Here is an 18,369-nt window from a genome sequence, read left to right as displayed (position 1 = left end):
GGAATGTGCGTTGATGGGCGGGGACACTTTGAACAGCGTCGTTCGGGCGTGCAATCGCCCGGCTACAATGGGGTCCTCCTGAATCCGCCACACTCTATCTCGAATGACTCGAAAGCGGAGGTTGACCAGATTCGACCCCCGGAAGGTGAATATGATTTCCTTCGATGCAGGAACCCACCGCTTCAACCTGAGGGCCGCCGCAGTGGTTCTGCACGGCGATCACGTGCTGCTGCACCAATGCGACGGCGACGATTACTGGAGTCTCCCCGGTGGACGGGTCGAGCCTGGGGAAGTTGCGGCGCAGACGGTGGTCCGTGAAATGGCAGAAGAGGTCGGCGCGTCGGTTGTCGTCGAGAGAATGCTGTGGATCGTGGAGAATTTCTTTTGCCACGACGGCCGGCAAAATCATGAGGTCGGTATGTACTTTGCCGCCACCTTGGCACCGGGATCGCCGCTTCTTGACCTGTCTCGCCAGCACCGTGGTGTTGAACAAAGTCGGGGACTCACCTTTGCCTGGTTCCGGCGTGACGGATTGCGGGATCTTGACGTGAGGCCACGTTTTCTTGGTCAGCAACTCATGGACGAACCCACTGGACTCAAGCATATCGTCCAGCACAATCCGGACGCTGAAGCCTTGAAGTAATGAACTGAGCAGGCGGCGAGCTCCGTTCGCGCTTTTCGAAGCGCTTACGACTTCGCGCAAGAGCCTCGTCGAAAAGCTGGCATGCGCTCGCGCAAGCACCTTTCGGATTGCCCCAGTTTGTGACGGAATATTCCGCCGGCATGCCTGCGAGTCCGCTTGGCGGCGTGCCTTCAACGTACTGCGCCGCCTGACGCAGCACTTCAACTGGCCGCACCCGATTACCACTGGTTACGATACAGCCAGCGTGACTCTTCGTTGTCACGCTTTCGCCGATATACTCGAACGAGATTCCTGTCTCAGGCAACTTTGGACGTTGCCACATGGTCCGGGCACTTGGTTGAATCGAACGATAAGCTATGAAGAAGGAATATCGGTTTGCTAGCGCATCAAGGTGGTTTGCAACTTTAGGCTGCATTGCATTCGTCAACGCAGCGCATGCGCAGGAACTGTCGGTGCTCGGCGGATGGCTGCGTGCCGATCGCCCCGGAGAATCGGCCTACTCATGGGGCTTCACCTATCTGCAGGCGCTCGACGAATACGATGGCCTGAGCTATTCGTGGCTCAACGAGGGCCACGTTCAGGACAATCATCGCGACGGCTTCGCCCTGCAATACTGGCGGCGCGCCTTGTTTTTCGACCGTCGGCTCGCACTTGCAGCGGGCGTGGGGGGCTATTACTACTTTGACACGGTCGCCTCCGCCAACGGCAGGCGGTATGTCGACAGCCATGGTCTGGGGCCGATCTTCAGTCTGTCGGCAACCTGGTTCACCAGCGAGCGCCTGTTTTACCAGTTACGTCTCAACGAAATTATCGTGCCGCGTAGCTATAACACCTTCAGTGCGATGTTCGGTATCGGATACGAACTCGATGCGCCGAAGGGCAGCGGCGCGCTCTCCGGCGGCACGAGCGACAGTGCGTCGAGCGGCAACGAGATTACCGCGATGGCCGGCTGGACCGAAGTCAACAGCCTCAGCTCGCCTGGTGCATTTGCGTATGGCTTCGAATACCGCCACGGCTTTGGGCGGTATATCGACGCAACGGTTAGCTGGATCAACGAAGGCCATACGCAACTCGACACCCGCTCTGGGGCGGCAGCGCAAGTGTGGCTGCGGCGCAGTTTCTTCGATGACCGGCTGAGCCTCGGTGTGGGCGCCGGACCTTATTACGCGCTCGATACGCACCGCATCAGGGGCGGCACGGATACCGGCGGAAGGGTCTCGGTGCTGCTGACGATGTCGGCCGCCTATAACGTCACCAGGCATTGGTACGTGCGGGCGTCGTGGAATCGCGTGATGACCAGCTATGACAAGGACAGCGATATCTATCTGGGCGGTATCGGCTATCGCTTTTAGACTGCGTGTCGCAAGAGGGACGCGCAGCCCTTGCACGTGACTCTCGTTTCGTCGGCTGCGATGCATATCCGGCCGTCCGCGAATTCATCGGCCTTCCATTTTGTCGCAATACAACCGACGTATGGCGATACTTTCTCGCGCCGCGGTGCGACCATGGTACGGGACCGGGCATTTCCCGGAACGCTCACCCTGAGTGATTTCATGCGGATGACGGCACACGGCGGCTAAAGAATGTCACTGCGGCGCGCGCTCAAGCAACCGTTGTTGAATGCAGTTGCGAGGCTGCCGGATAGCGTGCAGCGAGCCATGTTTGCGCCGCAGATACGCCGGGTATGTACTCGCGTGCCGCTGTTGCGCGCGGTCTACTCGGGGTGCCTGCGCCGTCATCCGATCGACTTGCAATATGGCACGCAGACGAGCGGCCTTGTGGATACGTCGACGCTGCAGCGCGATGAGCGCCTCGCCGGCCAGTTACGTCCTTATATGGGCTCGCAGCCGACTATCATCCGCCGCGCGCTGGACACGTTGGGCGATATCAGCGGCTATACGTTCATTGACATTGGGTGCGGAAAAGGCCGGCCGCTGATCATTGCCTCCGAATATCCTTTCGCCCGGGTTGTCGGTTGCGACATCAGCGCGGATCTCGTGAAGACGGCCAATGCGAACGCGGCCGTCCTGGCGCGGCGCTTTCCGCAGCGTCCGCCGATTCGCGCAGTTCATGCCAACGTCGCTGACCTGGCTGTGCCATCGGGCAATGTGGTTGTGTTCATGTTCAATCCGTTCGGCCCTGAACTGATGACGACGCTGCTTTGCAAGCTTGAAGCGGGCCTTGCGAGCGGTGCAATCGCGCATCTGTTCGTCGTCTATGACAATCCGGTATGCGGCGATGTGCTGGACGGCTCAGCGTATCTGAAACGCTGGTTTGCCGGGATGTTTGCATACGATCACCACGAACTCGGCTTTGGACCGGAGTCCGAGGAAGCGGTCGTGATCTGGCAAAGCCTGCGCGGCGCGCGGCCCGATCTGTTCGCGGAGCGCAATCGTCCCATTGCGGCAAAAGACCTGCTTATCGCAGTCGTCGAATGACGGGGTAGCCTCAAACCGCGGTGCATAGCCGGCGCAGCCGATGCAGATGCTGGCGCGCAGACTATCGGCAGTCCCCGAAGAGACATTGATAAGCGCCGCCAATCGCGTCGATTAACGATAAGCATTTCACGGCCGCGCACATAGTATGTGAATATCGATTCCGAAAAAACGATAGAAGGAATCGGGGAAATGACTGTGCTGCGAAACGTCCGTACCGGCACTCGTGTCGCCAGCGGTTTTGCGCTCGTGCTGCTGGTTCTTATCGCGCTGACTCTGGTGGAGCAGGCGGCAGCCGCCGCCGATACGCTGAAAGAGCAGGCGCACGCGCTGCATGGCGCAGTCGCGGTGTTTCGTGTCGACGACGCAGCCAATGGCGAGATCCGCAGAGCCGCGTGATTGCCGCAGTCATGAAGTTCTCATTGACGGCACACCCGGCCTACCTCGTTGATGGCAATGCGTCGCAACCGGTTGAGCTTGCCGGGATGAAAAACTACTTGCGTAACTGGAACCAGTATGAAGCGTGAACAACAGTCCTTTGCTCCTTCTGAATACGACGTGCCGGATCAGACGAGCCATGCACCAGAGATTCTTAAAACGCTGCTCGGTAAGGCCGATGTGGCGATCAACGGCGGCCGTAGCTGCGACATTCGAGTCTTCGATCCGGAGGTCTACAAACGCGTATTTTCGAGCTGGTCGCTTGGCCTTGGCGAGTCATACATGGATGGCCAGTGGGACTGTGAGCAACTCGATGAACTGTTCACGAGGCTGCTGCGCACGGATATTGATTCAGCCGCGGTGGGAATGGCGAAGGTTCGACTGGGTTTCGCGCATCTGCGTCACCGCCTCTTCAATCTGCAATCGCCTGATCGCGCGTTCCAGGTGGGCGAGCAACATTACGACGTGGGCAATGATGTATTCGAGGCCATGCTGGATAGCCGCATGATCTATTCCTGCGGCTACTGGGAGCACGCGACGGATCTGGAACAGGCGCAGTTCGACAAGCTTGACATGATCTGCCGAAAGCTGAAACTCCGCGCAGGAGAGACGCTACTTGATATAGGCTGCGGCTGGGGTGGACTCGCCAGGTTTGCCGCTGAACGATATGGAGTACACGTTACCGGCGTCACTGTTTCGAAAGAGCAACTGGCGCTGGCTCAGGAGCGTTGCAAAGGACTACCGGTCAGGCTGATTCTTCAGGACTATCGCGATCTGCAAGGGCGCTTTGACAAGATCGTCTCGGTGGGTATGTTCGAGCATGTGGGGCCCAGGAATTACACGACCTATTTCGATACCGTCAGACGCCTGCTGGCGCCCGAAGGTCTGTTCCTGCTGCATTCAATCGGCCTCGCCTCGACCAGCCAGGGAACGGACCCCTGGATCGACAGGTACATTTTCCCAAATGGCAAGCTTCCTTCGGCAAGAGAAATTGCGGACGCTGTCGAAGGCCGTTTCATCATTGAGGACTGGCATAACTTCGGCCCGGACTACGACCGGACCCTGATGGCGTGGTGGGATCGCTTCAACCAGGCGTGGCCACGTCTCCAGTCGCGCTATAACAAGCGCTTCTATCTCATGTGGAAATACTATCTGCATTGTTGCGCGGGCTTTTTTCGGTCGCGACAGGGACAGCTCTGGCAACTGGTGCTCACTCATGCTGGACGCGCGCAAACGTATCGGTCCATCCGGTAGTTTGAAATAACCTCTTGATGCACGCCTGCGCCGGCACCGTATCAGCATCACTCCAGCAAGACAGCCCGCCGTCTTCGATACCCGGCGGGTGTGATTCCCACATGCCTGGCAAACGTCTGCTTCAACGTATCGGCGTTGGTGAAGCCATACTTTGCGACGAGCCTCGGATTCGAATCGGGCGGGACGGCACAATCCGCGATTTCCGGGTTATGGCAGTCCACAACGTAAATTGGCAGGATTTGCAGTGATACTTCTATTGAAGACGCCTATTGGATTCCGGAGAATCAAGGCTGTTTTCTATGGAGGTTGACCATGACTGTGAACGTTTCAGGCATCACCATTCCCGATAGCCAACTGGCCCGCGAGATCACGGAGCTTGTCCGTGATACGGAGTCCGATCTGCTGTTCCATCACTCCAGCCGGGTGTACTACTTCGGCGCTCTGGCAGGCCAGCACCGCGGGCTCAAGTACGATCCTGAGTTGCTCTATTGCGGCTGCATGTTCCACGACATGGGGCTCACGTACAAGCACAGCAGCGAGTGCGAGCGATTCGAGGTGGACGGCGCCAATGCGGCCCGCGATTTCCTGAAGAGCAAGGGTATTGCCCAGCAGGATATCGACGTAGTGTGGACTTCCATTGCGCTGCATACGACGCCGGGCATCCCGCAGCATATGCATCCCGTGATCGCACTCGTCACAGCGGGCGTCGAGATGGATGTTCTGGGTCTCACGTATCCGCAATACAGCGACATCGAGCGCAATGCTGTCGTCCATGCGCATCCGCGCACGCCGAATTTCAAGGAAGACATCATTCAGGCGTTCTACGACGGGATCCAGCACAAGCCGGAAACGACCTTCGGTAACGTCAAGGCCGACGTGCTCGCCGACAAGGAACCGCATTTTCACGCCGGGAATTTCTGCAGCGTGATCCGCTGCTCCGAGTGGGCCGGTTGACGGTTAAAAGCCGGTCGCTCATCGCAGAATCCCCAAGGCTGAGCGGGGATTGTGTTCGCAATATGTTTCCCACTATCAGGTGTATTTAGGAGAGCTATCATGAGTGAGAAGTCGGTTGATCGTAAACTGACCCAGGCGAACGGTGCGCCGGTCAGCGATAACGTCAACATTCAGACCGCCGGTCCGCGCGGGCCCGCGCTTCTGCAGGACGTATGGCTGATCGAAAAGCTCGCGCACTTCGATCGCGAGGTGATCCCGGAGCGGCGCATGCATGCAAAGGGGGCTGGGGCGCACGGCACGTTCACCGTGACGCACGACATCACGAAATACACGAAGGCGAAAATCTTCTCGCAGATCGGCAAGCAGACGCCGATGTTTGCACGATTCTCGACTGTGGCCGGGGAGCGAGGTGCGGCGGACGCCGAGCGCGATATTCGTGGATTCGCGTTGAAGTTCTATACCGAAGAAGGAAACTGGGATCTGGTCGGAAACAACACGCCTGTGTTCTTCTTCCGCGATCCACTGCGTTTCCCCGATCTCAATCACGCTATCAAACGGGACCCGCGCACGGGGATGCGTAGCGCGGAAAGCAACTGGGATTTCTGGTCGCTGCTTCCCGAAGCGTTGCATCAGGTGACGATCGTGATGAGCGAACGGGGGATTCCGCGTTCGTTTCGTCACATGCACGGCTTCGGCAGCCATACGTTCAGCATGCTGAATGCTACCAATGAGCGGACCTGGGTGAAGTTTCACTTCCGCACGCAGCAGGGTATCGAAAATCTGAGCGACGCCCAGGCCGAAACGCAAATAGCAAAGGACCGCGAAACGCATCAGCGCGATCTGTTCGACAGCATCGAGCGCGGCGATTTCCCACGCTGGACACTGTTCATCCAGGTGATGACGGACGCCCAGGCCAAGGCATTCCGTTTCAATCCGTTCGATTTGACCAAGGTGTGGCCGAAGGCCGAGTTCCCGTTGATCGAAGCCGGCTATTTCGAGTTGAACCGTAATCCCGGCAACTTCTTCGCCGAGACCGAGCAGGCGGCGTTCACGCCCGCGAACATCGTTCCGGGTATTGGGTATTCTCCGGACAAGATGCTGCAGGCCCGTCTGTTTTCGTATGGCGATGCGCAGCGCTATCGTCTCGGCGTGAACTTCAATCACATTCCGGTGAATGCGCCACAGTGCCCGTTTCACAGCTATCACCGCGATGGCGCGATGCGAGCCGACGGGAATCTCGGCGGCACGCCGTCATACTGGCCTAACAGCAAGGGAGTCTGGACGGACCAGCCGCTGCTCAACGAGCCGCCGCTCGAACTGGATGGCGCGGCCGCGCACTGGGACCATCGGATCGACGACGACCACTATCAGCAGCCGGGCGATCTGTTCCGCAAGATGAATACCGTACAGCGGCAGATATTGTTCGACAACACCGCGCGACAGATCGCTGGGGTCTCGAAATCGATTCAGCAGCGTCACATCGACAACTGCACGAGGGCCGATCCGCAGTACGGCGCGGGTATTGTCGCGGCGCTGGTTCGGCTCGGCGCAGGACTTTAATTCAGAACCGGTAGTCAGGATACGGGCGCTGGCGGAGAATTACGGATTCGCCAGCATTCATCATATCTGTGCGATGTCGTGCACAGATAATTTGTCATGCTAAATATTTAAACCCTTCCGTTGGATCGGACTTATGCATGACCTTCCGGAAGGGGAGGCAGGCGAGGCTTACAGCACGCTACGGTCGCGTTATACGCGAGCGTAGTTGGCCGAGGCAAAATTCCAGTTCAGATGCTGCGATATTGTGGCGGCAAGATAATCAGGGCGCCGATTCTGGTAGTCGAGATAGTAGGCGTGTTCCCACACGTCGACCGTTAGCAGCGGCAACTGGCCGCTATGTGTATAAGGCGTTTCCCCGTTGCTGGTTTTGGCGACCGCCAACTCCCCATGATCCACAACCAGCCAGCCCCAGCCGCTGCCAAACTGCGACGCCGCCGTGGTTGCCAGTTGCTTCGACAATGCCTCGACGGAGCCAAACTTGGCTACGATCGCCGCTTGCAGGCGCTCGTCCGGGGCGGTTTTCGTCGGGCTCAGCGACTTCCAGTAGAAGTTGTGGTTCCAGGCCTGGGCGGCATTGTTGAACACGTCTTCAAGGTCGGCCCGGCCATGCGATTCGAGGACGATTTCCTCGAGCGACAGCGAACCCAGCGGCGTCCCATCCACCAGCTTGTGCAGATTCTCGAAGTAGGCCCGGTGATGCTTGCCGTAGTGAAAACTGAGTGTGCGGGCCGAGATCGCCGGCTCCAATGCATTCTGTTCGAAAGGCAGGTCGGGCAGCGTAAGAGGAGAGGAACCGAGGTAAGAAAGGATGGTAGCGTTGTCCAACCGGCCGGCATTCGAGGCGGTACCGGTGGCAGCAATGCCGAGCTTTGACATCACAAGTGCGACGGAACCTATCGAACCCGCGGTGAGCAGTTGACGCCGGGAGAGTAAAGGCTGTGTCATGGTCGTTTATCAGTTGTTGATCGGAGGGCGCTCATTTGTCGTACGGCCCGCCCGGTAAACGCATGGCCTTGCCAGGTTATTCCATGCAAATCCAAATATTGGTATTGCCGTGTCCGTCGTGGAGTGAAGCGCCGGGGAGTGGTTATTCCTTCGGATCGTAATGGCGGCAGTGGCTGTCTGTAAGTATCGGCATGGGCGCTTGGTGCTGACCGCTACTCCTGCCTCTTCGAGGTGCGGCAGCACGTTGCAGGGTCCGGCGTGGCGATGCGGCAGTGAAACTCCATGAAGGCCGCGAGTACGCCCGTGGGGTCCTCTACCTGCGGGTAATGGCCCACGTCCGGTAGCAGCACGGTATCGGGTTGCGGCACCAGCTCGCGAAAACGCCGCACCATATGCTCGCCGGAGACGGGGTCGACAGGGCCATTGATCAGACGCAACGGCACCTGGGCGGCCTGAAGGGCGCCCACCCAACGCTCGCGGTGAGCGCGGCGTTCCGCAATGTAGCCAAGAAGCCTGGGCGCTATGCGCTTGCCTCGTCCGTTCGAAAAGAGCTGCCAGAACTGATTCATCTCGACTGCGTCGGGCTTGCTCTTCTTGCCGAACAGGGCCGAGAAGCTGCGCGAGAAGTCGCGTTCGCTGAGCGCCGCCGCGATGAGTGGGCCGAGTGGAGTCAGCAATAGCTTCTGTGCGAGGCGGGCGCGGTGCGTCTCGGGGAACAGGCCGCCGTTGAGCAGGCAGACCGACTGCAGTTCGAGCGACGGGTCGCCGGCGGCACGGCGCTGCTCGTGCCGCGCCAGCAGTTCCTGCGCTACGGTGACGCCGTAATCATGGGCCAGTATGTGGCAACGAGTCACACCCTCTGCCAGCAGCAGGCTCTCGTGCAAGTCGGCCTGATCGAAGATCGAGTAAGGATAGGGGTCCGGTTTGTCGGACCAGCCGAAGCCGATCATGTCGAGAGCGATAACGCGCGAGAAGCGCTGGCACAGCGCTGGCCACAGCGCGTGCCAGTCCCAGGAGGCAGTGGGAAAGCCGTGGATGCAGATCAGCGTTTCCCCGCCGCCTGCCCCACTGGCTTGCCAGAAAATCTGATGGTTACGGTGGGAGAACCGCCGACCACCCGCTTGCCACGATTCAAATGTTGGAGGCGTCATGAGTCCGCTCATCATGGTCAGTTGTCCGCCTTCAAGCGTCGTATCCCGGGTTGACACGGTTTTTGAAAGAGTGGTGGCCTGTTCGTATGTTGTCATGCCTCGTCATTAGAAAGGCAGCTTGCCGCTGTAGACCTCGCGTAACATACGCAAGTCGCCGCGGTAGGACCACCATGGATGCTGGAATGTCGCGGGCCTGTTCTTTTCGAAGGCGAAGTGTCCAACCCAGGCCCAGGCATATCCCTGCACCATGGCGAGTGGGATCAGCCACCAGTGAACGCTAGCCAACGCGTAAGCAATCAGCAGTATCGACAGCGAGGTGCCGACAACGTGCAGGCGGCGGCTGGTGCGGTTTGTGTGCTCTCCGAGGTAGAAAGGGTAGAACTCTTCGAACGAGACGAAGCGGCGAGATTCGTGGATCGTGTTGTCCATTGCTTGAGCTCCGGTTGACGCCGCCATATGGCCGCAAATGGATGGTTCCAGAAAAGTGGACGAAACTCTGTCGAGTAAGCGACAGTTTCCGAGGGGAGGGGCGCCAGCCTGAAGAACGCGTGCAAAAAGAAGCGGAGCACGACAAAGCCCGGGGTAATGCGTGCCTGTTTCTCGACCTGCCCGCCGAATTGACGAAACGGCTTGCCGGCCTGTCTTGATCTGCGATATGGCACGGTAGTGATCTGCGATCCGGCAGCGTTGCCGAAGCTTGTGGAACGGCTTTCGGTGAGTCGTCCTTAAGCGTTGCAATGTCAATTCTGCTCTTACGAGAGCGAAGCACGATGACAGATTGACCAATACGTGTGGGACTAATCTAGAAGGGGAACAACACCATGAAAATGGACGCTTTTGCATTCGGTACAACAAACTGGGCGGAAGTCGAAAGAACAGAGCATCAAGGAGAGACCGGTACGGCCTATTGGCGTACGCGGTTTTTCGGTGAAGCGCCCAATCAGATCCGGGTGCGAATGGTCGAATACACCGCGGGCTACCTTGCCGACCATTGGTGCCAGAAAGGGCATGTCCTGTTCTGCATGGAAGGCGAACTGGAAACGACTCTCGAAGACGGACGGAAGTTTGTTCTGACCGCCGGCATGAGCTACCAGGTCGGCGACAATGCAGAGCCGCACCAGTCGTACACCAGGACAGGCGCTAGGCTCTTCATCGTTGACTGAACTGTTAATTTAAGCCAACCGGTTTGAGCCAACCAGCCTTCTTGTGACATCATTTGCCAGCGTCAACACTGGGAATGTTGCCGGATAATCCATTTCGCATCGCGAATCCGGTTGACACGCCAGGCGGCGCTTCGACGCATACGGAGTTGGAACCCCAACCTTCATCCGGTCATTCAATGTGAGGCAAAACCATGAAGTCGAGACTTGTCGTACCGTTTTTGATCGTATCGTTCCTTGGTACGCCCATTGCCGCGATGGCACAACAGCACAATGATGATCACGGCGGTGGCTATCCCGCGCATGGGCATGGCCGTGGACCGGCGCCGCACGAGGCTTCGATGGGTGGGCCAGGCGGTCCGGTTCCCCATAACGACTGGCACAAGGGCGAGCGGCTTCCGGCCGAATATCGTGACCGCAATTACGTGGTCGACAACTGGCACGAGCACGGCCTGCAGCCGCCGCCGCGCGGGTATCAGTGGGTCGGCGTGAACGGCGACTACGTGCTCGCGGCGGTTGCTACGGGAGTCATTGCCAGCGTTCTGCTTGCAGGGCACTAGCAGTCTGGGCGGCGGCGCTGACGAGCCCGCCGCTCAGCTTCCTGTACGCGCCAGGCGTTGTGCCGAACAGCATACGAAAGCTTCGGCTGAAATGCGCAGGATCGTTAAAGCCGTTCCTGTACGCAATGCGTTCAATCGAAAAATCCGCATAGAGCGGATTGGCCATATCGTCGCGACTCCGAGTCAGGCGATGCTCCAGCACGAATCTCCCGTAGTGCGTGCCATTGGCTTCGAACATTTTGTGAATGTAGCGTTTCGAGACGCTGAGCGCTCTCGCGCAGGCTTCGACGTCCAGCTCGGGATCGTGGAGATTGGAAGCAATGAAAGCGCGCAGTTGCGACCATCGCAACGGATTCGCAGCTCCCGCAACATGCCCGGCACTCGTATCGCCTGCCGACTCCAGATAGGCGGCCGCGAGCAGTGACACAAGCGACTGCTCCGCAGCCGCCGCCGTGTTCGCGCTCTGCTGCTTGAGCGATGGCAACACCGATTCGATGAAGCGGTGCACGGTGAGGACAATCCCCGATTCGCCACAGGCGCAGGAAGGTACAAAGGGGGAGAAGCGCGACATGGCATGACCGAAGAAACGTGTAATCGGCAGACGAAGCATGACGAATTTCGCCGGCACTTCGACGCGTGCCGTCGACGGTACGCGGGCCCGCCGGAATGTGATGTCGCCGGCTTTGAAAGGCAGTGTGTGCTGCTGCTGCGTGACCACGCCGCGGCCGTCGAGGACGATCAGAACGATGACGTCATCGCCAGCCAGATTCCGCAGATGCGCCGTTTCATGACGCACTTCCGAGCGCCCCAGTTGCACGGTTGCCAGCACCCCACCGCCCATGAGCCTGCCCGCGCGGATCTCGCCTTCTGACGTGTCTCCGGCCAGCAGAATGTCGCCCGGGGTGACAATGTCGTCGAGCGAAAGCTTCCATTCGTCGAGACAGCGTGCGGGCATTTCGCGGAGCGCCGGAGCATACGGCAAGTCGATAGTGTGCATGACAAACTCCCGGAAACAGCGTTGAAAGCGGCGCCCGCCCGTGTCGTTCGATTATCCCCCAAGTCCAGTGCTCAGCCAAAGCGACGGAAATAAACTAGAAAAGCACGTCCGGTTCACGCCGGATCACGCGTCGCCCGAACAGCGCGAAACTTGCCTTGACGATGCTCGGCAACAGCAGAAAGTCGTGCGATTCCTGCGCTAGTGCGGGGTCGATACGCGCGATCTGGCCCATGGATCTGGCAAGAATCTGGCTGCGCGCAGCGCGTTCAATCAGCACGGACAGATAGGCCGACTCCTCGATCGAGGAAGTGGCCGCGAGGAATCCGTGATTCGCCAGCAGAATGGTCCGTTTGTTGCCGAGCGCGCCGGAGATGATCTCGCCCTCACTGTCTGCGATCGGAAGTCCCGGCCATTCCTTCAGAAAGGCGCAGTCGTTAAAGAATGGCGTGGCATCCATGTGCGCGACTTCGAGCGGCAAGCCGGCCATGGACAGGGCGTTCACATAAGGTGGATGTGTATGGACGATGCAGTTGACGTCCGGCCGGCGCCGGTAAATCCACAGATGAAAACGGATGGCGGGGTTGGCCATGCCGTTGCCTTCGAGCACCTGCATGGCATCGTCAATGCGAATCACGCTGCTGCGCGTGACTTCGTCGAAGCCAACCGCCATCGCGGTGGTCAGGAACGTGCCGTCGGCAGCGCGCAGGGTGATCTGACCTGCGAGCGTTTCCGAATGTCCCTCGTGCGCGAGCATCCGGCACGTCAGCGCGAGCTTCTGCCGCTCGTCCCATGCGCCCTGATCGAGCTTGCGGTCCATCTCGGTGACGATGCCGCGAGTCAGGTTTGATTTGTCGTGTTCGCTCATGTGAGCCTCCTTGTGTTCGGACAAGTACTTACGATTGACCGGCTTGCGATGACGCGGCCGGCTCGGGCGCCACGCCCGGTGCGCTGGCGCCGCGCGGCGCCAGCAGCACGAAGCTGGCGGCGATCAATGCGCTTGCCGCGACATAGCACGCGACCCAGAGTGGATCGCCATTGCGCGCGGCGAGCAGCGTCGCGCAGATCACCGGGCTGATGCCACCGCCGATCACCGCGCCGATCGCCCCCACGGATACCCCGGAAAAGCGCACCTTGACGTCGAACATGCCGGCAAAGAAGCTGCCTTGCGGGCCATACATCAACGGATGGATCAGGCCGATTGCAATGACGATGGCGAGCTTGACGAGCGCCGGATCGCGCGTGTTCAGCAGGTTGAAGTAGGGCCACACGTAAAACGCACAAGCGATGAGCCCTGCCAGATAGATTGGCTTGTGGCCAATCCGGTCGGAGAGCGCCGCGAACAGCGGCACCATGAAGACGGCCAACCCTGCACCCGCCATGATCGCCATGAGCACCACCTGGCGCGGCAGCGCCAGATGAACGCTCACGTAGGCCACGGAAAACAGCAGCACGAAGATCGACCACGTGATTTCGCCGAGCCGCGCCATGAAGACAATCGCGATTTCGCGGCGGTTCTCGCGCAGCAAGTCGGCGAGTGGGAAGCGCGCGACGATTCGGGTTGCCTGCAGTTGTCTGAATTCACGGGTTTCCGGCAAGCGTGCGCGTCCCGTCAGTCCGATTACGACCAGCACCGCGCTGAACAGGAACGGCATGCGCCAGCCCCAGGCGAGGAAGTCGGCTTCCGGCAGCCTCGAGGTGAGGAGTAAGGCGCCCGTCGATAACAAGGCACCCCCGTAGCTGCCTGAGTTGCTCCAGCTTCCGTAGAGGCCGCGGCTACCGGCGGGTGCGCTTTCCACGCTGAGCACGGTGGCGCCGCTCTGCTCGCCTCCGATCGCAAACCCCTGGAATATTCGCAGCAGCGTTAGCAGAATGGGCGCCCAGATGCCGATCTGCGCATACGTCGGCAGGCAACCAACGAGTGTCGACGCAATGCCCATCACGAGCAGCGTGGCGAGCAGCAGCGTCTTGCGTCCGACCCGGTCGCCGAAATGCCCGCAGATCAGTGCACCCGCGCCGCGCGCAAAATAGCCGGCTGCGTAGGTGCCGAGCGAGGCTATCGTGCCCGCGAGCGGATCGAGCGTAGGGAAGAAAATCTTGCCGAAGACGAGTGCCGATGCCGTCCCGTACAGCAGGAAATCGTATTGCTCGATGGCGGTGCCGAGAAACGCCGAGATGAAAACGTACCGCCCGTGCTTGGGTGGGTTTGGGGACATGTGTTCCTCAACGCGTCTGGTTTTGTGCTCCCAGCATAATTTTTGGCCGAACTGGCGGATTGTCCGTGACGGAATCTGGAGCTTGATCCAGAGTGAACTGGCTTCGTCCTCGATGCCGCGCCTCGATTGCTGACGGGCTGTCCAGTCTGAGCGGACCGCCGACTGGTTGTTTCAGGGAGATCGAGTGACTAAATTCGCTCCTGCAGCGCTTGCTTTGAACGGTTTTCCAAACCTGCGCGAGGCACCTTGCTTACACATCCCATGCAGGAGAAGAAGTATGTCGAACTCACCTAGAACCTATGTCGTTACCGGTTCAGCTTCCGGAATCGGACGGGAAACAAAGCGGCTTCTCGAGTCGCTCGGCCATCGCGTGATTGGCGCCGACATTCGCGATGCCGAAGTGATCGCCGATCTTGGCACGCCCGCAGGACGTCTGGCGCTGGTCGAGCGGGTCACGGAGATCAGCGGCGGCGCGATCGACGCCGTGCTGGCTGTGGCAGGCGTCGACACGAACGGCCCCGTAACGGTGGCGATCAATTACTACGGGGCAATCGCCACGCTGGAGGGATTGCGGCCGTTGCTGTTGCGTTCCGCCGCGCCGCGCGCCGTCGCGGTATCGTCGATCACGTCGGTCCATCCATTTGACGATCAGTTGCTCAACGCGCTGCTGGACGGCACGGAGGAGATCGCACTGCAGAAGGCCGAGGAGGTTAAGTACGTCTACGCCACTACCAAGCGGGCCTTGTCGCGCTGGATTCGCCGCCACGCTCTGAAGGCGGAATGGGCGGGTTCGAATATCCCGCTCAATGCAATCGCTCCAGGCCTTGTGAAGACGGAGCTGCTCAAACGCCTGTTCGACGATCCCGACACGAAGAAGCGGATCAGCGCCGGCACGCCGATGCCTTTGAGCGGCCCTTACGAGCCTGTGGCGGCAGCCGAACTGCTTGCATGGCTGGCCAGCGAAAAGAACGGCCATATGACGGGCCAGACAATCTTTATCGATGGTGGGGCGGATGTCATGATCCGTGGCGACTCCGTCTGGTAATCCGGCCTTCGGCGCTACAATCCTGGAAACTACAATGCGGTGGGGCGGCTTGCCGGCTGGCCCACCATCGTCAACAGGAGTGTTTTGTGTCAAAGGTCAACGCTGACGCGCAGAAGGAGCAGATCCTGAACGCCGCCGCCAGGCTCTTCATCGAGAAGGGGTATGGCGGCGCATCGATGCAGGAAATCGCGGAAGCCTTGGGCATGACGCGCACGGCCGTCTACTACTACTTCAAGAACAAGGACGAGATCCTTGCTGCGCTGGTCGAAGAGGTCACGTTGCAGGCTCGGCGTCTGTCGAGCCGCGTGGCGGCGGAGGCCGGCGCTGATCCGAAAGAACGGCTGCGTGCCCTGGTCCATCAGCACGCGATGCTGATTCTCAGCCACCACAACGAGTTTCGCGTGATAGACCGGACCGAGCAGCAGTTGCCGGACCGAGCGTTCCGTGCGAATGAAGATGCCAAGCGCGCTGTGCTGAACAACTTCACGGCGGCAATCGAAGCGGGGGTGCAAGCCGGCCTATTCCGCGTCGTCGACGCAAAGGTGGCGGCGTTTACGATGATTGGCATGTGTAGCTGGCCGGCGTTCTGGTACAAGCCGGATGGCGCAAAAAGCGCGGTGGAGATCGCCGATACGATCGCCGAACTCGCAGTACAGTCGGTCGTGCGCCCTGCGAGGCGCCAGTTGAAGGGCGGCGGCGACGTGTCGGAGGTTATAGCCCTGCTGCGTGAGGATCTGGATCACCTGTCGCTGATGATCGAAAAGCCGCCGAAGTCAGGCTAGAAAATTTTTTTGCACGGAATTTGACATTAACGTCAAAAAATCTATACTTATGTCAAACTAAGGAGACAACCCATGAACGATAGGTCCGCCAGTGTGGTCAGCGAGGGTCCTCACGCGCTGACGATCGACTGGTTTCCCGAGTCCGTGCCGGCGTCCACGCGGCAATCCAGCGTGACGTTGCGTACCGAGGACGGCGCGGCGACTTCCGGCATCCTGTATCGCGGCGCGTCTGCAAAGACCGTGGTGTGCCTGATGCACCCGCGCGAGAACTTCAGTTTTCATTACATGATTCCGGGTCTGCTGCGCGCCGGCGCGTCGGTTTGGGCGCAGGCGGCGCGCTCGGTCGGCAATGACTTGCGGCTCGAGCACGAACTAGCCTTGCACGATGTCGCGGCTGGTTTGCGGTACCTGCGCGAGGCGGGTTTCGAGCGCATCGTGTTGCTTGGCAATTCCGGCGGCTCAGGTCTTTACAGTCTCTACCACCAGCAGGCCCGCCGGCCCGGTTCGGAGCGAATCGCACGCACGCCCGGCGGCCGCCCGACGCATCTTGAGACAGCCGCGATGCCCAAGGCTGATGGCATGATTTACCTCGCACCGCATCCGGGGCAGGGACGTTTGCTGCTGGGGTGTATCGATCCTTCGGTGGTAGATGAGGCCGACCCGCTTTCGATCGATGACAGCCTGAATCCCTTCAATCCTGCGAACGGCTATTCGCGCGAGCCGGGCGTGACGCGGTACAGCGCCGAATTCGTGACCCGCTACCGTCAGGCGCAGCGCGAGAGGGTGGCGCGGCTCGACGGGCTCGCTCGCCGGCTGATCGCGGTGCGGCAAGATGCGCGCCTTGCGGTGAAGGAAAAGCGCGCGGCGCAGCGCCAGAAGATCGAGGCGAACCACACCCCCATCATGACCGTATGGCGCACTGACGCGGATCTGCGCTGTCTCGACCAGACCCTCGATGCATCGGATCGCCATCCCGGTTCGCTGTGGTCGCCGAACCCGGTCGTGTCGAATTACGGCTCGGTTGGCTTCGGGCGGTTGTGCTCGCCAGAGTCGTGGCTCTCGACCTGGTCGGGGCTTGCGTCGAATGCGGCACTCGAATTGACCGCGCCGGCGCTCGACGTGCCGACGCTGCTGGTCGAATACACCGGCGACCAGACCACCTTTCCGCTGGCGGTCAGTGAAATTTTCGGGCAGATCGGCTCGGCCGACAAAACGCATGTCCGGGTCCGCGGCGACCACCACGGCAGGTCGCTTGCACCCGATGAAGAGGCCGGGCGCTACGTCGCGGCCCGCGTGATCAGTGGGTGGCTACAGGAACGCGCTTTCTTATAGGCAAGGAGTAAGAGGATGAATCAATCAGTATCGCTCGGCCTGCACGGGGTCGACCACACCGCGCGCCCCACCTGGAAATTGCGCGAGACCGTCGAGTTCTATCGCGACATACTGGGGCTGCCGCTCGTTCACACCATTTCGGCGCGCGGCTGGGGTCCCAAGACACACCCGGACTTTCTGCATTTCTTCTTCGACAGCGGTAATGGCAGCACGATTGCCTTTTTCTACTACCTTGGCGAGGCGGGTCCGGCGGAACGGCCATCAATGCCCCCGACTCCGGATGACCACGTATTCGACGCAACCCACACCGCATGGCTTGCGGACAGCAACGAGCAGTTACTGTCGTGGAAGGCGATGCTTGAAGAAAAAGGGGTGGAGGTGTCCTCGACCACCCAGCATGAGTTGATCGAATCAATTTACTTTCGGGATCCGAACGGATATTTCATCGAGATCACAGTCAAGCTGCGTCCGCTGCAATCGCTGGACGCTCAGGATGCGGCCCTGACGTTGCAGGCCGCCATCGACGCCGAGCGTGCCGCCGGGAAAGCGGCGCTTCCAGTACGGGAGATTGACGCGGTCTGGCGAGAAAAGGGCAGACTGTTGAGCGGAAAGTTCGGTGTCGCCGGGGACGCACCGGGGATTTTCATTCCGGCACTGGCCGAGTTTGCAAGCGTCGTGGAGGCAGCGGAGCGCGACACGGAATGCAAGGTATCCCGGCCATCGACAGGCTACTTCCTGATCGAAGGCAAGACCGCCCTCGAGTTCCATCGCAAGGAGCTCGGCCTGAAGCCGGCCGTCTGGTACGGGCTCTTTACCGGCGGACTGCGCGGCAGAATAGACACATTCGACAAAGATCGCGTGCGCGTCGTCGCGGCATAGCGGAAGACTGACTGGAGAAGA

At 60.0% G+C, this 18,369-nt stretch carries 19 protein-coding genes; 13 read left to right on the top strand and 6 right to left on the bottom strand.

Going from position 1 to position 18,369, the window contains the following annotated elements; genetic code table 11:
- Positions 1-151 precede the first annotated feature (151 nt).
- The 7 genes from FFS45_RS30495 (at position 152) to FFS45_RS30465 (ending at position 7,284) form a co-directional block, all read left to right on the top strand.
- Positions 152-643 carry an NUDIX domain-containing protein gene (locus FFS45_RS30495; protein ID WP_137958352.1) on the top strand — a complete coding sequence of 164 codons (492 nt, stop codon included), beginning with the start codon at positions 152-154 and terminating at the stop codon, positions 641-643.
- 356 nt (positions 644-999) lie between these two features.
- Positions 1,000-1,995, top strand: coding sequence for a hypothetical protein (locus FFS45_RS30490; RefSeq protein WP_137958351.1), 996 nt, complete (start codon positions 1,000-1,002; stop codon positions 1,993-1,995).
- Between the two features lie 231 nt (positions 1,996-2,226).
- Entirely contained in the window at positions 2,227-3,081 is an 855-nt protein-coding gene (locus FFS45_RS30485) for a class I SAM-dependent methyltransferase (RefSeq protein WP_137958350.1), read from the top strand.
- A 189-nt stretch (positions 3,082-3,270) separates the two neighbouring features.
- Positions 3,271-3,477, top strand: a complete 207-nt coding sequence (locus FFS45_RS30480) for a hypothetical protein (protein WP_137958349.1) — start codon at positions 3,271-3,273, stop codon at positions 3,475-3,477.
- Between the two features lie 117 nt (positions 3,478-3,594).
- On the top strand, positions 3,595-4,770 hold the full coding sequence (gene cfa, locus FFS45_RS30475) for a cyclopropane fatty acyl phospholipid synthase (RefSeq protein WP_137958348.1): 1,176 nt from the start codon (positions 3,595-3,597) through the stop codon (positions 4,768-4,770).
- A 312-nt stretch (positions 4,771-5,082) separates the two neighbouring features.
- The gene (locus FFS45_RS30470; RefSeq protein WP_137958347.1) at positions 5,083-5,724 is read left to right on the top strand and encodes an HD domain-containing protein; all 642 of its coding nucleotides are present in this window, start codon (positions 5,083-5,085) and stop codon (positions 5,722-5,724) included.
- Positions 5,725-5,823: 99 nt separating this feature from the next.
- Positions 5,824-7,284 (top strand): catalase, encoded by a 1,461-nt coding sequence (locus tag FFS45_RS30465; RefSeq protein WP_137958346.1) that lies wholly within the window; start codon positions 5,824-5,826, stop codon positions 7,282-7,284.
- A 189-nt stretch (positions 7,285-7,473) separates the two neighbouring features.
- On the opposite strand, the gene FFS45_RS30460 is transcribed toward FFS45_RS30465, so the two are convergent.
- The 3 genes from FFS45_RS30460 to FFS45_RS30450 form a co-directional block, all read right to left on the bottom strand.
- Entirely contained in the window at positions 7,474-8,229 is a 756-nt protein-coding gene (locus FFS45_RS30460; protein WP_137958345.1) for a superoxide dismutase, read from the bottom strand.
- Between the two features lie 212 nt (positions 8,230-8,441).
- On the bottom strand, positions 8,442-9,380 hold the full coding sequence (locus tag FFS45_RS30455; RefSeq protein WP_137958344.1) for an alpha/beta hydrolase: 939 nt from the start codon (positions 9,378-9,380) through the stop codon (positions 8,442-8,444).
- 105 nt (positions 9,381-9,485) lie between these two features.
- Positions 9,486-9,809, bottom strand: a complete 324-nt coding sequence (locus tag FFS45_RS30450; protein WP_212745780.1) for a DUF962 domain-containing protein — start codon at positions 9,807-9,809, stop codon at positions 9,486-9,488.
- A gap of 392 nt (positions 9,810-10,201) precedes the next feature.
- Here FFS45_RS30450 and FFS45_RS30445 point away from each other — a divergent pair, with 392 nt between their 5' ends.
- Both FFS45_RS30445 and FFS45_RS30440 read left to right on the top strand, forming a co-directional pair.
- A complete protein-coding gene (locus tag FFS45_RS30445) occupies positions 10,202-10,543 on the top strand; it encodes a DHCW motif cupin fold protein (RefSeq protein WP_137958343.1) in 342 nt (113 codons plus the stop codon).
- A gap of 191 nt (positions 10,544-10,734) precedes the next feature.
- A complete protein-coding gene (locus tag FFS45_RS30440) occupies positions 10,735-11,100 on the top strand; it encodes an RcnB family protein (RefSeq protein WP_137958342.1) in 366 nt (121 codons plus the stop codon).
- On the opposite strand, the gene FFS45_RS30435 is transcribed toward FFS45_RS30440, so the two are convergent.
- The 3 genes from FFS45_RS30435 to FFS45_RS30425 all read right to left on the bottom strand — a co-directional run bounded on the left by FFS45_RS30435 (position 11,069) and on the right by FFS45_RS30425 (position 14,310).
- Positions 11,069-12,097 carry a helix-turn-helix domain-containing protein gene (locus tag FFS45_RS30435; protein WP_137958341.1) on the bottom strand — a complete coding sequence of 343 codons (1,029 nt, stop codon included), beginning with the start codon at positions 12,095-12,097 and terminating at the stop codon, positions 11,069-11,071. The two genes, FFS45_RS30440 and FFS45_RS30435, sit on opposite strands and share 32 nt — an antisense overlap.
- A 94-nt stretch (positions 12,098-12,191) precedes the next feature.
- A complete protein-coding gene (locus tag FFS45_RS30430; protein ID WP_137958340.1) occupies positions 12,192-12,962 on the bottom strand; it encodes an aldolase in 771 nt (256 codons plus the stop codon).
- Positions 12,963-12,990: 28 nt separating this feature from the next.
- Positions 12,991-14,310, bottom strand: a complete 1,320-nt coding sequence (locus FFS45_RS30425; RefSeq protein WP_137958339.1) for an MFS transporter — start codon at positions 14,308-14,310, stop codon at positions 12,991-12,993.
- Positions 14,311-14,587: 277 nt separating this feature from the next.
- On the opposite strand from FFS45_RS30425, the gene FFS45_RS30420 reads away from it, so the two are divergent.
- From FFS45_RS30420 to FFS45_RS30405, 4 genes are all read left to right on the top strand, one after another.
- Positions 14,588-15,355, top strand: a complete 768-nt coding sequence (locus FFS45_RS30420; protein WP_137958338.1) for an SDR family oxidoreductase — start codon at positions 14,588-14,590, stop codon at positions 15,353-15,355.
- Positions 15,356-15,441: 86 nt separating this feature from the next.
- Positions 15,442-16,137: a TetR/AcrR family transcriptional regulator gene (locus FFS45_RS30415; protein ID WP_249362995.1), complete on the top strand. Its 696-nt coding sequence runs from the start codon at positions 15,442-15,444 to the stop codon at positions 16,135-16,137.
- A gap of 72 nt (positions 16,138-16,209) precedes the next feature.
- Complete coding sequence (locus FFS45_RS30410; protein ID WP_137958336.1) at positions 16,210-17,469, top strand: alpha/beta hydrolase; 1,260 nt, start codon at positions 16,210-16,212, stop codon at positions 17,467-17,469.
- Positions 17,470-17,484: 15 nt separating this feature from the next.
- Positions 17,485-18,348, top strand: coding sequence for a VOC family protein (locus tag FFS45_RS30405; RefSeq protein WP_137958335.1), 864 nt, complete (start codon positions 17,485-17,487; stop codon positions 18,346-18,348).
- The last annotated feature ends 21 nt before the right edge of the window (positions 18,349-18,369 follow it).

The sequence above is a fragment of the Burkholderia sp. 4M9327F10 genome (assembly GCF_005503145.1).
Taxonomy (GTDB): Bacteria; Pseudomonadota; Gammaproteobacteria; order Burkholderiales; family Burkholderiaceae; genus Paraburkholderia.
This window is presented reverse-complemented; position numbering and strand designations above follow the sequence as displayed.

Excerpts from the sequence above, each read along its gene's own strand:
- FFS45_RS30495 (WP_137958352.1), top strand. The coding sequence starts at position 152 with ATGATTTCCTTCGATGCAGGAACCCACCGCTTCAACCTGAGGGCCGCC.
- FFS45_RS30490 (WP_137958351.1), top strand. The coding sequence starts at position 1,000 with ATGAAGAAGGAATATCGGTTTGCTAGCGCATCAAGGTGGTTTGCAACT.
- FFS45_RS30485 (WP_137958350.1), top strand. The coding sequence starts at position 2,227 with ATGTCACTGCGGCGCGCGCTCAAGCAACCGTTGTTGAATGCAGTTGCG.
- FFS45_RS30480 (WP_137958349.1), top strand. The coding sequence starts at position 3,271 with ATGACTGTGCTGCGAAACGTCCGTACCGGCACTCGTGTCGCCAGCGGT.
- cfa (WP_137958348.1), top strand. The coding sequence starts at position 3,595 with ATGAAGCGTGAACAACAGTCCTTTGCTCCTTCTGAATACGACGTGCCG.
- FFS45_RS30470 (WP_137958347.1), top strand. The coding sequence starts at position 5,083 with ATGACTGTGAACGTTTCAGGCATCACCATTCCCGATAGCCAACTGGCC.
- FFS45_RS30465 (WP_137958346.1), top strand. The coding sequence starts at position 5,824 with ATGAGTGAGAAGTCGGTTGATCGTAAACTGACCCAGGCGAACGGTGCG.
- FFS45_RS30460 (WP_137958345.1), bottom strand. The coding sequence starts at position 8,229 with ATGACACAGCCTTTACTCTCCCGGCGTCAACTGCTCACCGCGGGTTCG.
- FFS45_RS30455 (WP_137958344.1), bottom strand. The coding sequence starts at position 9,380 with ATGACGCCTCCAACATTTGAATCGTGGCAAGCGGGTGGTCGGCGGTTC.
- FFS45_RS30450 (WP_212745780.1), bottom strand. The coding sequence starts at position 9,809 with ATGGACAACACGATCCACGAATCTCGCCGCTTCGTCTCGTTCGAAGAG.
- FFS45_RS30445 (WP_137958343.1), top strand. The coding sequence starts at position 10,202 with ATGAAAATGGACGCTTTTGCATTCGGTACAACAAACTGGGCGGAAGTC.
- FFS45_RS30440 (WP_137958342.1), top strand. The coding sequence starts at position 10,735 with ATGAAGTCGAGACTTGTCGTACCGTTTTTGATCGTATCGTTCCTTGGT.
- FFS45_RS30435 (WP_137958341.1), bottom strand. The coding sequence starts at position 12,097 with ATGCACACTATCGACTTGCCGTATGCTCCGGCGCTCCGCGAAATGCCC.
- FFS45_RS30430 (WP_137958340.1), bottom strand. The coding sequence starts at position 12,962 with ATGAGCGAACACGACAAATCAAACCTGACTCGCGGCATCGTCACCGAG.
- FFS45_RS30425 (WP_137958339.1), bottom strand. The coding sequence starts at position 14,310 with ATGTCCCCAAACCCACCCAAGCACGGGCGGTACGTTTTCATCTCGGCG.
- FFS45_RS30420 (WP_137958338.1), top strand. The coding sequence starts at position 14,588 with ATGTCGAACTCACCTAGAACCTATGTCGTTACCGGTTCAGCTTCCGGA.
- FFS45_RS30410 (WP_137958336.1), top strand. The coding sequence starts at position 16,210 with ATGAACGATAGGTCCGCCAGTGTGGTCAGCGAGGGTCCTCACGCGCTG.
- FFS45_RS30405 (WP_137958335.1), top strand. The coding sequence starts at position 17,485 with ATGAATCAATCAGTATCGCTCGGCCTGCACGGGGTCGACCACACCGCG.